The organism is Neobacillus phoenicis, from assembly GCF_047302305.1.
GTDB lineage: Bacteria > Bacillota > Bacilli > Bacillales > Cytobacillaceae > Neobacillus.
Genome location: NZ_CP154847.1, coordinates 827,860 through 841,789 on the forward strand (window position 1 = coordinate 827,860; position 13,930 = coordinate 841,789).

The 13,930-nt window shown below is 38.4% G+C and carries 10 protein-coding genes; 9 read left to right on the forward strand and 1 reads right to left on the reverse strand.

What is annotated here, in order from left to right; translation table 11 throughout:
* Window positions 1-127: 127 nt before the first annotated feature.
* From AA0X95_RS04380 to AA0X95_RS04405, 6 genes are all read left to right on the forward strand, one after another.
* Entirely contained in the window at window positions 128-1,147 is a 1,020-nt protein-coding gene (locus AA0X95_RS04380; RefSeq protein ID WP_413305770.1) for a LacI family DNA-binding transcriptional regulator, read from the forward strand.
* A 62-nt stretch (window positions 1,148-1,209) separates the two neighbouring features.
* Window positions 1,210-2,493, forward strand: coding sequence for an ABC transporter substrate-binding protein (locus tag AA0X95_RS04385; RefSeq protein WP_413305773.1), 1,284 nt, complete (start codon window positions 1,210-1,212; stop codon window positions 2,491-2,493).
* Window positions 2,494-2,559: 66 nt separating this feature from the next.
* Window positions 2,560-3,483, forward strand: a complete 924-nt coding sequence (locus AA0X95_RS04390) for a carbohydrate ABC transporter permease (protein ID WP_413305776.1) — start codon at window positions 2,560-2,562, stop codon at window positions 3,481-3,483.
* Between the two features lie 10 nt (window positions 3,484-3,493).
* Complete coding sequence (locus AA0X95_RS04395; protein WP_413305779.1) at window positions 3,494-4,327, forward strand: carbohydrate ABC transporter permease; 834 nt, start codon at window positions 3,494-3,496, stop codon at window positions 4,325-4,327.
* A 12-nt stretch (window positions 4,328-4,339) separates the two neighbouring features.
* Window positions 4,340-5,608 (forward strand): FAD-dependent oxidoreductase, encoded by a 1,269-nt coding sequence (locus tag AA0X95_RS04400; RefSeq protein WP_413305782.1) that lies wholly within the window; start codon window positions 4,340-4,342, stop codon window positions 5,606-5,608.
* Window positions 5,609-5,633: 25 nt separating this feature from the next.
* Window positions 5,634-7,250, forward strand: coding sequence for a glycoside hydrolase family 13 protein (locus tag AA0X95_RS04405; RefSeq protein WP_413305784.1), 1,617 nt, complete (start codon window positions 5,634-5,636; stop codon window positions 7,248-7,250).
* Between the two features lie 192 nt (window positions 7,251-7,442).
* Here AA0X95_RS04405 and AA0X95_RS04410 read toward each other — a convergent pair whose 3' ends face one another.
* Window positions 7,443-8,522, reverse strand: a complete 1,080-nt coding sequence (locus AA0X95_RS04410; protein WP_413305786.1) for a hypothetical protein — start codon at window positions 8,520-8,522, stop codon at window positions 7,443-7,445.
* 517 nt (window positions 8,523-9,039) lie between these two features.
* Between AA0X95_RS04410 and AA0X95_RS04415 the strand changes: the two genes are divergently transcribed.
* From AA0X95_RS04415 to AA0X95_RS04425, 3 genes are read left to right on the forward strand one after another with little or no spacing between them, the layout of a single operon-like run.
* Window positions 9,040-11,232: a hypothetical protein gene (locus tag AA0X95_RS04415; RefSeq protein ID WP_413305789.1), complete on the forward strand. Its 2,193-nt coding sequence runs from the start codon at window positions 9,040-9,042 to the stop codon at window positions 11,230-11,232.
* On the forward strand, window positions 11,210-13,069 hold the full coding sequence (locus AA0X95_RS04420; RefSeq protein WP_413305791.1) for a hypothetical protein: 1,860 nt from the start codon (window positions 11,210-11,212) through the stop codon (window positions 13,067-13,069). Before AA0X95_RS04415 ends, AA0X95_RS04420 begins: the two co-directional genes overlap by 23 nt.
* Complete coding sequence (locus AA0X95_RS04425; RefSeq protein ID WP_413305794.1) at window positions 13,056-13,868, forward strand: hypothetical protein; 813 nt, start codon at window positions 13,056-13,058, stop codon at window positions 13,866-13,868. The genes AA0X95_RS04420 and AA0X95_RS04425 overlap by 14 nt, the downstream gene beginning before the upstream one ends.
* Window positions 13,869-13,930: the final 62 nt, after the last annotated feature.

The following is a 13,930-nucleotide window of genomic DNA, read 5'->3' on the forward strand; positions in this document are numbered from 1 at the left end:
CATTATTAGTGGTGAAACGATTGGTAATTAAATTAATTATAGTAAGTGTTTCTCATATTTTTGAAAGATTTTTTTTACATAAAAATGTTAGCGCTAACAAAATAAAATTGGGTAAAGGATGGTGTGCTTGAAGAAAAACCCTAAATTAGATGAAGTGGCTTCACTTGCAGGTGTTTCTACTATGACTGTTTCTAGAGTGGTTAATAACAGTGGAACAGTATCTGAAAAAACGAAGCAAAAAGTATTAAGTGCTATTAAAGAATTGAATTACCAACCCAATGTAATTGCTAGAAGCTTAGCGAAAAGAAAGACCAATATTTTAGGTCTAGTGGTTTATAAAGAAAAAGGCGTCCATCCTGAGTTTCATAATGAAATTATTAATGGTGTCCAGGCAGGGGCGTCAGAATTAGGTTACGATCTATTGGTCTTTGCTCATAATGAGGAAGAATCGTATAGTAGCAGAATTATTCAATCTAGTTTGGTTGATGGTGTTGTTTTTATGGGGATTTCTCCAAATAATGCAGATTTATTAGCTGTCCATAACAGTCAGTTTCCATACATTTATATTGGAAAAAGAGAGGTTGAAGGAGTAGAGCCATTCTTTTTATCTCCTGACTACATCGCTGGCACAGAAAAGGCCACAGATTATTTAATTAGCCAAGGTCATACTCGAATTGGGTTTATTGGTCAGTCAAGAAAAATTGAACCAGACAGGGATAAGTTACACGGGTACCAAAAAGCCTTGTTTAAGCATCATGTTGTTTATAATCCAAATCTAGTGTTTGAAGAGAGCCAATCTCAATTGGATGGTTACAAAGCAATGATGGAATTATTACAACATAAACCTTCTGCAGTGGTTATGAACAATACTTATACAACCCTTGGGGCAATTACAGCAATAAAAGAGGCTGGCTTGAAGATACCTGAGGACATATCGGTAATTGGTTTTGATGATAATCAAGAATTGAATCAACAGTTTAATGACTTCATTGGTCTAGAACTAACGGCACTACAAATTCCGAAACTTGAATTAGGCAAACAAGCAGCGAAACTAGCTGTTTCTATAATCACAGGTGAGGAAGTACCAAAAGAAAATTATATGGATCTGGTGTTTTTACAAAAGAATTCTTGCCTGGGACTTAAATAATTTTACAACTAGAAAAAGGGCTAACAGAAACGAAATTATTCCATTTCTTACGGAGGTTTATTATGTTAAAGAAATTTAAAATGCCTTTACTATTTGCTGTGTTACTCATTTTATCTTCTATTGTAAGCGCTTGTGGGGGTAAAGAAGAAGAAGCAAGCGGTTCTAAAAAATCGGATGGTCCCGTGGAATTAAGGTTCATCATAAACAATGATAACCCTACATTAGTGGAACAGATCAAGCAATTCGAAAGTGAAAATAAGAATATTAAAGTAAATGTTGAAAAAATACCACTAGATCAATTTTTTGAAAAAGTTGAGACTATGATTGCTGGAGATCGAGCACCGGATCTATTATATACTCCAGTACTTGCAACAAAACGCTATGCAAATCTTGATTTACTATTGGATGTCTCTTCTGAGCTTTCAGATGAAGAGAAAAGTGATTTTCTCCCATCTAGTATCGTTAGTGTAAAAAAGGGAGATAAAATCTATGGTCTACCACATTTTACTGATGATATTGCTGTGTTTTATAACAAAAATTTATTTGAAAAAGCTGGCGTAAGTGTACCAACTTCAATTGATAATGCTTGGAGCTGGGACGAATTCCTTAATGCTGCTGAACAAGTAAAGAAAGCTAATAACTTAAAATATGGTGTCAGCACTGGAAGTGACGTTTCTCAATTTTTACCATTCCTTTATCAAAATAAAGGATCAGTGTTAAATAAAGATCAATCAGCTGCTGGTATTGATTCAAAAAATTCAATTGAAGCCATTAAATGGTTTAAATCTTGGTTCGACCGCGGCTTAGCATCTAAAGAATCCTTTGTAGGATCTGAAAAAGCAGATGAGTTATTTAAACAAGGTAAGCTTCCAATGGTTATTACTTTCTCAGGATTAATTAACACATTTGATACGGATATTAAGGACTTTGATTATGGTGTTACTTATATGCCGAAAAAAGAGGTTACAGCAACAAAGCTTGGTGGCTCTAATATCGTTGCATTTAAGAATACTAAACATCCAAAAGAAGCTGTGAAATTAATGAAGTACTTAACAAGCACGGATGTAATGGCTGATTTTGCAGCAAAACAAGGAGTTATTCCAACAACAAAAAGTGCACAAGAAAAAGTAGATTACGGTCCAATTAGTGAGGGAATGAAAGTAATCACTACGGAAGTAAATAGTGTTCCTGATTTTGCCGTAAAAGACTTCTCCATTCCAGAGTATTTAGGTTATAAATCTGTATTAACAAGTGAATTGCAGACTGTTATTTTAGGTGAAAAGTCACCTGAGAAGGCAGCAAAAGATATTGAATCACAAATTAATACATCCGTATTGAAAAAATAATACAAAAAGGAGAGGAAATGGTTATGGGAAAACTCCTCTCCTTTCTATTTCTAGGAGTGAAAAAAAGTGGATGCGGTCAAATCTATTAAATTAGAAAATAATGCTGAATCTTCCGTTACGAAAAAAAGAAAATGGAAGCGACACCTCACGCCATTTGGATTTTTATCACCTGTTCTTATCCTGTTTTCTCTATTTCTATTTTTTCCAGTCGTCTTTGCGTTTTATATGAGCTTTCAGAAGTGGGGATTAATCGGAAGTCCAGAGTTTGTTGGTATTGATAATTATATTCGGTTATTTAAAGATCAGTTGTTTTGGACATCTGTAAAAAATACACTGATTTTCACTATTTCAGTACCTTTTAAAGTAGCAATTGCGCTTGTCATAGCTGTATTCCTAAACCAAAAAATTAGAGGATTAGCCTTTTTTAGAGCCGCCTTTTTCTTTCCGGTTGTTCTTTCAATGGTTGTAGTCGGACTTGTATGGCAATGGATGTTTAGTCCTAGTTATGGATTTATTAACTTTGTTCTTGGTAAATTAGGATTCCCATTACAAAATATGCTGGTTGATTCCAAACAGGCAATGATTGTTCTAATCATCGTAAGTATTTGGAAGGGCTTAGGAAACAATGTTCTTCTATTCTTAGCTGGTCTACAATCCATTCCTACTAGTTTATATGAAGCTGCGGATGTGGATGGAGCTAATACATGGCAGAAATTCTGGCATATTACTGTGAAATTATTAAAACCTACTACATTATTTGTTTTAATTATTACGTTAATCGGATCGTTTAAGATTTTTGACCTTGCCTATGTTATTACAGGCGGGGGGCCGGGAACAAGTACGATGGTGTTGGTTCATTATATCTATCAAGAGGCATTCCAGCGGTTTGATATGGGATATGCATCTGCTGCCGCGTATGTCTTCTTCATCATCTTATTTATCCTTACTTTAGTACAAATGCGGATCTTTAAATCTGATAGTGAGCAATAGGAGGATCTTCATGAATAGTTTACGCTCAAAAGTTTTGGTACGTGGTTCACTATATACATTTTTGCTTCTTGGCTCCATAGGAATGCTTATTCCATTTGCTTGGATGATTACAAGTGCTTTAAAACCAAATAATGAGATTTTCTCCAGCCCGCCAACTTTTTTGCCGAAGCATGCAAACTGGGGAAACTTTGTTGAAGCATGGACATCTGGGGACTATACCCAATACTTTATTAACACGACAGTTATTTCGGTCTTAACAACCGTTATCACTCTATTTATTTGTGGTCTAGCCGGGTATACGTTTGCAAAGTTTGATTTTATGGGGAAGAAAACTCTCTTCATCCTTTTTCTTGGAACCATGATGGTGCCTATGCAGGTAACGATGATTCCGATTTTCTTAATGGTATCTAAGTTACATCTATTAAATTCTTATTGGTCTGTTATCTTACCGCTTGTTGCGAATGCCTATGGGGTATTTTTGATGCGACAGTTTATCAGCACGATTCCAACAGAATTAATGGAAGCGGCAAGGATTGATGGGTGTTCAGAGTTTCGTATTTTTTGGCAGATTATTCTCCCATTAACGAAACCAGCTCTTGTTACATTAGGGATTCTTACATTCCTTGGAGCATGGAATGAGTTTTTATGGCCGCTTATTATGATGGATTCACCAGACATGATGACACTTCAGGTAGCGTTAACTCAGTTTAAGGGGCAGTATGAAGTGAAATGGAATTTGTTAATGGCAGCATCTGCCATATCTATGATTCCAATTGCATTAATATTTATCATTTTCCAACGATTCCTTGTTGAAGGAATTGCTTCATCAGGGGTTAAGGGATAGGAGGTTTTTTTGATGGAAATGTACACACAAACAAAGGATATTGAAATAACCAAACATGCGGATGTTATTGTTGCAGGGGGAGGTCCAGCAGGAGTAGCAGCTGCGATTGCTGCAGCAAGACAAGGGGCCGATACTATTTTGCTTGAAAAAAATGGGTTTTTAGGCGGCATGGGAACGGCTGCTTTAGTTAATCCATTCATGAGTTTTTCAGCAGGAAAAACTCAACTTGTAAAAGGGATCTTTCAAGAGATGATTGACCGTTTAAAGCAGGCAGATGCATTTGGTGGTACTGGGCATGCTTGGTCATTTGATGTTGAAGCGTATAAATATGTTTTAAATGAAATGGTTTTGGAAAGCGGTGTGCGTCTGCAACTTCATACTTATGTCGTTGACGCGATTCTTGAAAACCAAACGATTACTGGCCTAATTACAGAAAGTAAGTCAGGACGTCAAATGTTACTAGCAAAAAATTACATTGATTGTTCAGGTGATGGTGATTTAGCTGCCCGTGCAGGTGCTGATTTTAAGGTTGGACGTGAAAGTGATGGAATGGTCCAACCGGCAAGTGTGATGTTTAAAATGGGTGGAGTGAAGACAAAAAAGAAAGCACTGGAATATCGAGTGGAGGACTTCGATTTACCGCAAGGAAGGGTTTTATTTTTTGGAATGCCAAGAGCTGGTGAAGTGATGGTGAATATGACCCGAATTGTGAAGGTAAATGCACTTGATGTGGATGATTTAACAAGGGCGGAAATCGAAGGAAGAAGACAGGTTAAGGACGTAGTTGAATATTTACAAAACCATGTTCCTGGTTTTGAAGATTCCTACTTAGTTACAACAGGACCACAGATTGGAATCAGAGAATCACGTAGAATTATGGGAGAATATGTTCTTACTAAAGAAGATGTTATCGAATGCCGGAAGTTCTCAGATGGGATCGCTTCTTGTATGTATATGATTGATATCCATAATCCTACAGGGACTGGGACCGAAAAAGTAGTTCTACCAAAAGGGGAATGGTATGAAATCCCTTATCGTTGCCTGCAGCCTGTCGCTCTCGACAACTTGCTTGTTGCCGGTAGATGTATTTCAGCTACACATGAAGCTCATTCCTCCTTACGAATTCAACCAACCTGTTATGCGTTAGGGCAAGCAGCTGGGACAGCAGCAGCCATTGCGGTGAAACAAGGTGTGAATCCGAAAGAAATCAATGTTGAAGAGTTACGAACTAATTTAACAGAACAAAATTGTTTTATTCAATCTAGTGTTGCGATGAAGTAATTCGGATTAAAAGAGGATGATTGCAATGAAAAAAACCTGGTGGAAAGAATCAGTCGTATATCAAGTATACTGGCGAAGTTTTTATGATACGGATGGGGACGGCTATGGAGATTTAGAAGGAGTCATTCAAAAGCTAGATTACATTCAAGAACTAGGGGCAAATGTCATTTGGTTAAATCCATGTTATGAATCTCCAGATGTAGATAATGGATACGATATTTCCGATTATTGCTCAGTCATGTCAAAGGCAGGAACGATGGACACCTTTGAAAGGTTACTCCAAGAAGTGCATAAGCGGGGCATGAAATTAATCATGGATTTAGTAGTAAACCATACTTCCGATCAACATCCATGGTTTAAGGAATCACGTTCTTCTATAGATCATCCGAAAAGAGATTACTATATTTGGAGTAAAAAGCCCAACAATTGGCGTTCCTACTTTACTCCATCTGTATGGGAATATGATGAACAAACAGAAGAATACTATTTTCATTCCTTTGCAGTGGAGCAGCCGGACTTAAATTGGGCAAACTCAGAAGTTCGGCAGGAAATCTATTCTAGTATGAGGTTTTGGCTAGACAAGGGTATTGATGGATTCCGAATGGATGTCATTAATCTGCTGGCAAAACAGGTCGGATTCCCGGACGCAGAAAATCCAGCGGATATCTCGTATCTTGGGAATAACCCAGGTATCCATGAGTACCTTCAAGAGATGCACGAGGAAGTATTGCAACACTATGATATTTTTACAGTTGGAGAAATTCCTTTTGTTACCCCAGAGGATGGACTGTTATATGTGGGTGAAGGCCGAAGGGAACTTCATACATTATTTCACTTTGAAGTTTGTGATTACATGAGTCATTGGGATATGCAACGGTTTAAAGAAATCCAAAGACGTTGGTATAAAGGACTGTGGGGAAAAGGCTGGAACTCGCAATTTTTAAATAATCATGACCATACTCGGCTGGTCACTCGATTTGGGAATGATACAAACTACAGAGTGGAGTCGGCCAAGTGTTTTGCAGTGTTATTACATATGCTGCCGGGAATGCCGTATATTTATCAAGGTGAAGAAATCGGCATGACTGGGGTTAGGTACCAATCGATTGATGACTATCATGATATTGCGATGAAAAATAAGTATGAAGAAGAAGTGGAAAAAGGCCGCGATCCTAAGGAAGTATTTGAGAGTTTACTTCATCTTTCTCGTGATAATTCTCGTACTCCTGTCCAGTGGGATGATTCGCCAAATGCTGGGTTCACACAGGGAGCACCATGGGTAAAAGTTAATCCGAACTATAAAGAGATAAATGTTACTGAAGCTCTAGCTAATCCTGATTCGGTTTTCTATTTCTATAAACAATTGATTCAACTTAGAAAAGAAAATCCAGTCATGGTATATGGGGATTACCAAGAGGTATTAGAGGATCATCAACAAATCTATTCCTTTATTCGTGAATTAGATAATGAGAGATGGCTTGTGGTTTTGAATATTTCTGAGCAGCAGGTAGATGTAAGCCTGCCGGAAACCCTATCAGCTGCAAGGAAGGAATTATTACTGACAAACTATAAAAATCATTTAGATTTTCATGGGGAATTAATAATGAGTCCCTATGAGGCAAGAGTATATCGGTTATTATAGAAATTCCTGCGTCTGTAAACAGGGAGATGTGTTACCGGCACTTCTCTTTTTTATCTACGTGCAAAATGGAGAAAAAGTGGCTCAATCTCAACCTATAATGGTACTACTTACAGAAGCATAAAAAAGTAATAGGACAGTCTGACACTTCTTTAAACGATGTGTAAGACTGTCCTTTTTAGATTCATGAATTCCTTATTGATTTGTTTTTTGATTTTCGACATACTCGGTTAGCTGGCTAACTAATCGGTCAATGGCCGTTTGTCGAGAAGGGTTGGTTTGGTAAATTTCTGTTACCTTTTTCAATTGATCCTCATTTAACTTGCTTGGATTAATGGCTGTCACTGCTTCATTTAATAGGGTAGGAAATGTAGGCTCTGTCCCCGTAAAAGTGCCATTGGATGGCTGTGCTTGTATCGGTTGTCCTCCTTGATAAGAGAGATTATTTGTGACCACACCATCTGGAGCTGTTCTCACGTAATCATGGACCTGAACGAGATTTTGCATAGTAGGTGGCTTGGCATCCGGCCCATGATAAGATAAGTTGTTCGTTGGATCCCCATCTGGAGCCGTTCTTACATGTGCTTGGACATGTTGAAGATGGGAGCCATTGGCTACAGCAGTGTCGGCTGATTGGACTCCATTTGGGGCTATGTGATCCCCGTTGGTCAAGACGTGACCATCCGTAAACGCTGCATCATGGGCAAAGAAGTCTCCACCAATATGCATTTTCAAAAAGGGCAGGATAAAAGAAATAATAATTAGTGGTGCACTTCCCATTATCCCTAGCGCCGTTGAGCTCGTATATCCTTCACGGTAGAGCCAGATTAACACGCTTCTTAAGACAAAGAATCCAAGGGCAGCGACGATTATTGCTTCCATGAAAATGGAAGAGGAAAAATGGGTGGATAACCACGTAAAAGGGTCTGCACTTACTTTGGCAAGAAGAGAACCAGCAGCCCCGTATATGAAAATACCAGCAACAAATGGTTTCCAATTTTTTATGACAAATCCTATCCGCATTATAAAAAGGATAATCATGATGATTAGTATGATGGGTGCCAAAGGTGGAATAAGCGCCGATAGAGCACCTAAAATCAGCATATATATAATCATCGTTTTTAGTAACTTAAAGGAGGTAACTAAAAAGAAAATAATCAGTCCGATTCCCAAAAATGCTGGATGAAAATACCCTAGGAAAAGAATAATCGGAAATAGAATGATGGCTGTTTTGTGATGTCCTGACTCTTTTTGTATTTGTATTTGATTATACATATCTATAGGTCCCTTCTAAGTACTAAACGCTCTTAAAATAAAGCTGGGCAAAACTAACACCATTAATCAGTTCTACTTGGTTGTCAGCGGCCAGTTCTATATATTTTTCATTATAACAACAAAATTGTTACAATTCGACAAAAAATTGTGAAAATTGACATCAATCTTTATGCCTAGAAATTACATAAAATTGTAAAATATGATTTGAAATTTGTTAAGTTTTTCTTAAGGAAAGAGTTTTATAATAGATTCATCAAGGGAAATATATTACATTTGCACTATGAAAGGAATAGTGGAGGAAAATTATGTACAACATTAGAGATTCTTGCCAAAGTAAAATAATAAGAGAGTCATAGAAATAGACAAGAGGGAGAAGTGTTTACACACATCTCCCTCTTTTTTCTTATGAAAACAAAAAAATGTTATAATACTAGAGTAATATCAACATTATCCATTTAAGGTTGAATATGGGTATTGGGTGATTCATAAACAATCATTAACTCATAGAGGTGACAGAATGCTAACACAACAGAATCATGAAATTATTGAGAACTACTATCGACATATTCGAGAGTTAATTATTCAATTAGATACCGTAACATTTGAGTCGCGACATGAAGAAGAAAAAACAAAAGTGTTAGACCAATTAAAGGCGTTACATAATAAATTAAGTATCACCAACTTAATGGCTAACCGTTCATTAGTAGCCATTACAGGCCTTCAAGGGACAGGGAAAACGACGATCATTAAGCGTCTCTATGAGCTGCCAGAAGATATTTTGCCGGAAAACAGCGGGCGTGGGGAGCGGTTACCAGTATTTATTACAGAGAAAAAAGTAGACCGAATTGAAACCTATGTGAATCGTCCTAAGCAAAATGATGACGGGCATTTAGAAGTAGTGGCGGAAAAGGTTAGTCCACAGGAATTTAATAGAATCGCCATGAATCCAAAGGTGAATGAAGATTTATGGCTGGAATGTATGGTGCCAGAGCGCTACTTAAAAGATGAGATGAAATCCATTGTCTTACTGCCAGGATTTGAGAAGGATGACAAGGATATTTCACAGCTGTTACTGGAGCATATTTTATACTTGTCGAATTCTTCTGTTATGGTTCTTCGCAAAGATACCTTTGCACGTGAATCGACTCAAGAGATGATGCGAAAGGTCAAGCAAATCTATAAAAACATGAAACCGGTCATTGCCATTACGTTTGGCGATGTGAATGCGGATCAAAATGCAGCGTTTAAAAAGCAAATAATGGAAGAGTTTGAATTGCAGGTCCACGAGCATGATCATGTGGTCATTACGGGGGAAAAGCCGCAGTTTTCAGAGGACTGGCAATCCCACTTAAAAGATGCGATCGATCGTTATGGCTATGAAAATAACACTCGCGATGATTTAGTGAAACAACTCATTCGTTCTCTTGCAAGGCAAATGGATGATGCCTTATTCCAAGTGCGTAAAATACTTGAGGCTGAAATGAAAAAGCGCAAAATGGAACAAGGGCAATTGGATGATTATCATACGATATTGATTAGCTTTGAGACTATTTCTTCCAAGTTTTTAAGTGATTTAGAAAATGATATTAAAGTAGCCTTACAGAAACGTACTAAGCCAGCCCGTGACGCATTCCGTGAACATTTAGCCCAAAACACAACATGGGGAAAAGAACTGAAGACAAAGTTCTTTGGACAAAAACCACAAGAACTCTATGAACTTGAGGAGAAAATCCAAGAAATTTGGGAGAATCCCTATCATAACCAAACGATTATTCATGCAGTGGATCAGAAGGAAGCACCGCGGTTATTACCACCCAATTTGGAGATTCTAGAAGTGGTCACGAAGTATGTGAATGCCACGGGTACAGAAGTCCTTCAAAGTATCGAAGAGCCGGTACAAACCGCTGCTTCCAACGATTCTCCATCTTCAACTGAGGATAAAAAGGCGGCATTCCTTGCAAGGGTGAGAGGAAATCGTAGTGTAGGGGTTGTCCATAAGAAAAACGAACCAACACAGCCGCTAGCACGAATTGATGCTTATTTTAAAGCGGAAGATGCCCTTCCTATTAAGCTAAACCAGAAAGACTGTAAAACACTAGCGGTTATTGGTACGATGCTTATTCGTGAAACGTATTTAGCAGAAGCGAAGTCGGAAACGGGTGAGATTCGATTAGACCGTCAATTTTTATCACACGCAAATGTGGAAATAAACCCAATGGAACAAATCGAAAAATTAAGTATAGCCGCTCCGAAGCTATTAAAGGCCATTCCAGTAATTCTCGGACTAGATGGGTTAATAGATGGTGAAATGGATTTATTGTCCAATGCCACAGCTGCGTTAGCGGCCATCGGTATTAAACTTTCAGGGGCTCAATTACTTGGTATCTTTGGTGCTGGATTTGCGGCTGCCTATGCGGCAAAAGCCATTCAAGAGAGTATGCGTAAAGCAAATGAGCGCCAATTGCAGCTATCCCAAGCAGGTGAACGCATTTTTAATGAATTGCCTGAGATTCAAGCGAAAGCGTTTATTAATGGATTAAAGCGTACATTTGACCGTATGGCTGATCAGTTGGTTACTAAGCATTTAGAGTATTCTGGTCGCTACGATCAAGTCGGCGAGCTTGAGCATCTTACCTATACCGTTCGTAAAATCGGCTTAATTAGCCAGGAATTAAAGAGAGTGCAATATGAGCAATCTGTATTTATCTAACTATCATGAGCAAAGATGGGATTGGACTCGAACGGCTGTCACCAAGTTCATTAATGGCTTTAACCGGTTTGATGGATATATGGAAGATAAGGAACAAGTGTATATTGGTGTGTATGGTCCAACCCAAGTAGGGAAAACCACCTTTATTTTAACCTTATTAGGAATAGAATTTGAACGAATCAATCCATTGGCGGATGCCCTGCGAGGCGGACGGGAAAAGGGGAAGTCTGCCACAATCACGTGTACGATTTTTAAGAAAACAAATGAATCGGATTTTCAAATTGTCTGGCCTTCAGGTCAAAGGTTTACCTGTTCGACACTTACACAGGTGGAACGAGTGATGGGGCAATTACGGAATGAAATTTATGGTGAAGAACAATTTTCACTCACGCCATTAATGATAGAAATTCCAAAGATTTATTTCAACCAAGAAGATGTGGAACGTCGTGTCCGCGATTTAGCGATTATTGATTTGCCAGGGGATGATAGCAAAGACTTGGGGGAAATGCACCATGTGAACCGGGTGCTGAAAGAGTATATTAGCCGTTGCAAGGTGTGTATCATTATGGAAATTGCCAGCCAAATGACCAATTTAACCAAACTAGATAAGGAGTTTGTGAAAGATTGGATGGTCCTTCCTGAGCAGTTTCGTATTTTACTCACGAGAAGTGTCACTAATGGTTCGGTGATGCGTCCGATTTTAGAGGGAAGTGTGTCCTCTGTCGAAGAGTATAAGGCATTGTACCGGAAGGAGTTAACTCGTGTCAGCGAAATGGACGTGCTTGAAACGGATGTCTATCCACTGGAGTTTGGGGATTCATGGATGGATTTAAAGCAGACGCAGCCGGAGCTTTTTCATCAAGCAAATAGGTGGGTCCAAATGCTTTTTAATGAGTTAGTAGAGGATCTAACACAAATTGATTCACCTGAACAAGAAATCCGAAAAATCAAATCGATGGAACGCTATATCGTGAAGAAGCAGGAAAAAGAAGTGGCAGCGTTACAGGTGAAGATGGAAAGAACCATTCTAGAGCTTGAGGAGAAAGAGTTTATTGCAGGTGGATTAGCGAATAAGTTGAAGAATGAAAATAAAAAGCTTGAGCGCTTGGAAAAAGCCATTCCAGCAGTTGATGTATATGGCGGACTTAAACTGCCGCCCCTTTTCATTCCAGTATGGTCAACATTAACGTATGCTGAAAAAAAAGCATCCTATTTAAGACGGCAATTTGACGCAGAACTTGAAAACTTACAAGTGTTGGCAGAGGAATCTGTCGACAAACTGAATGCGTATATTAGGCAACTAAATCGGCAAGAGCAGCTTGCCCTTTCGTTGATGCTATTCCCACACGATCTATTTGATACATCCCTCTATATCGATTATGTGGTGGATCGTTATTTTAAAGAGAGTACGTATTCAACGGATGTGTATGTGGCTAAAAATAAGCTTGAAACTATCTTTAATGAGTTTTTTTTGCAATATAAGGAAGCCATCCGTGTGGTGAAACTTGCTTTACACAAGAAAATAGCTTTACAGGATATGATTTGTGCTGATTATAAAGAGCAGTATATTCAGCAGTTGAAAGATAATTGTCAGCTTCAGGCACGAATAGACGAATTGAACAGCCAATTTGATGAGGCAAATAAAGAGTGGCAGGAAGACATCGAACGTTCCAGACAGTTGGATTTATTTTTGAAGGAAAGCTTTATTGAACAATCAGCGATTTACAAAGAGCGTCTCTTTGATCAAACTAAAACGAAATCAGAAAGATGGGTTATCCATCAATATTGGAATCTATTAAAAATGCAAGCCGAGAGGATTATTGATGATGACAACTAGTACAGAAGTGGATTTTAAACAGGCGTTAAAAGACTTACAAGAAGTCAATGATGAGCTCTTTTATGATGAGTTAAAGAGTAAGCTGACACAGCACATTCAACATTTAGAGGATGAATATGCGAAGGTTGAATGTGCGATGGAAGGCGTTCAATTTAAACTCGAACGTTTTGAAGATGATTTTCAGCGGATTACGCAGGAAGCGGCCACCCAATTGCGTGCTACTGTTGCCAATCTTCAACAAGATGTACCAAGCTTATTTGAAGAACAGCTAAGTGTTTTAGGGGATGTCTTTGTATCGTTTAGTGACTTAGCGGAAGAACAAAAAAAGATTCTCCAAGACAGTGAGCAAGTTTGGCGGGAGTTAAGTACGAGGGTTTTAACTAGGCAGAAGGAAAACTATACCTCAATCATGACGGAACTACACGCTCACTCCTTGAAGCAGCAAGAAGATTTAAAGGCATTTTTTGAAGTAGCTACGAGTGAACATAAGGAGCAGGTCCAAGAGGTTGCAGGTATCATTAAAGGGTTTAAAGAGAATGTGGATCAAAAGCATGAAGAAGTAAAAGAAGGCTTTGCGCAAGTTGAAGCATTGGTTAGTGACGCAACGCAAACCTTCCAAGTACAGTTGAAGATCGAGCAGCAAAAGCGTGAAACACAATGGATGCACCAACAGGACGAGCTCGATTTGATCAAACAAGAACAAGAGGAACATTGGGCTTCCTCTAAGAAATGGGTAATAGGGGTAGTAATTACACAAGTTGTTTTATTGGCTGCTATTGGTGGGTTGTATTTAATATAGGAGTTTCTGAGTTTCTGAGTTTCTGGAATTAGGTACATTTGCTATTCCTACAGAAAACCACC

What these genes read in the sequence shown, in the direction of transcription:
- AA0X95_RS04425 (WP_413305794.1), top strand. Translation starts at nt 13,056, where the DNA reads ATGATGACAACTAGTACAGAAGTGGATTTTAAACAGGCGTTAAAAGAC.
- AA0X95_RS04420 (WP_413305791.1), top strand. Translation starts at nt 11,210, where the DNA reads ATGAGCAATCTGTATTTATCTAACTATCATGAGCAAAGATGGGATTGG.
- AA0X95_RS04410 (WP_413305786.1), bottom strand. Translation starts at nt 8,522, where the DNA reads ATGTATAATCAAATACAAATACAAAAAGAGTCAGGACATCACAAAACA.
- AA0X95_RS04400 (WP_413305782.1), top strand. Translation starts at nt 4,340, where the DNA reads ATGGAAATGTACACACAAACAAAGGATATTGAAATAACCAAACATGCG.
- AA0X95_RS04385 (WP_413305773.1), top strand. Translation starts at nt 1,210, where the DNA reads ATGTTAAAGAAATTTAAAATGCCTTTACTATTTGCTGTGTTACTCATT.
- AA0X95_RS04405 (WP_413305784.1), top strand. Translation starts at nt 5,634, where the DNA reads ATGAAAAAAACCTGGTGGAAAGAATCAGTCGTATATCAAGTATACTGG.
- AA0X95_RS04395 (WP_413305779.1), top strand. Translation starts at nt 3,494, where the DNA reads ATGAATAGTTTACGCTCAAAAGTTTTGGTACGTGGTTCACTATATACA.
- AA0X95_RS04415 (WP_413305789.1), top strand. Translation starts at nt 9,040, where the DNA reads ATGCTAACACAACAGAATCATGAAATTATTGAGAACTACTATCGACAT.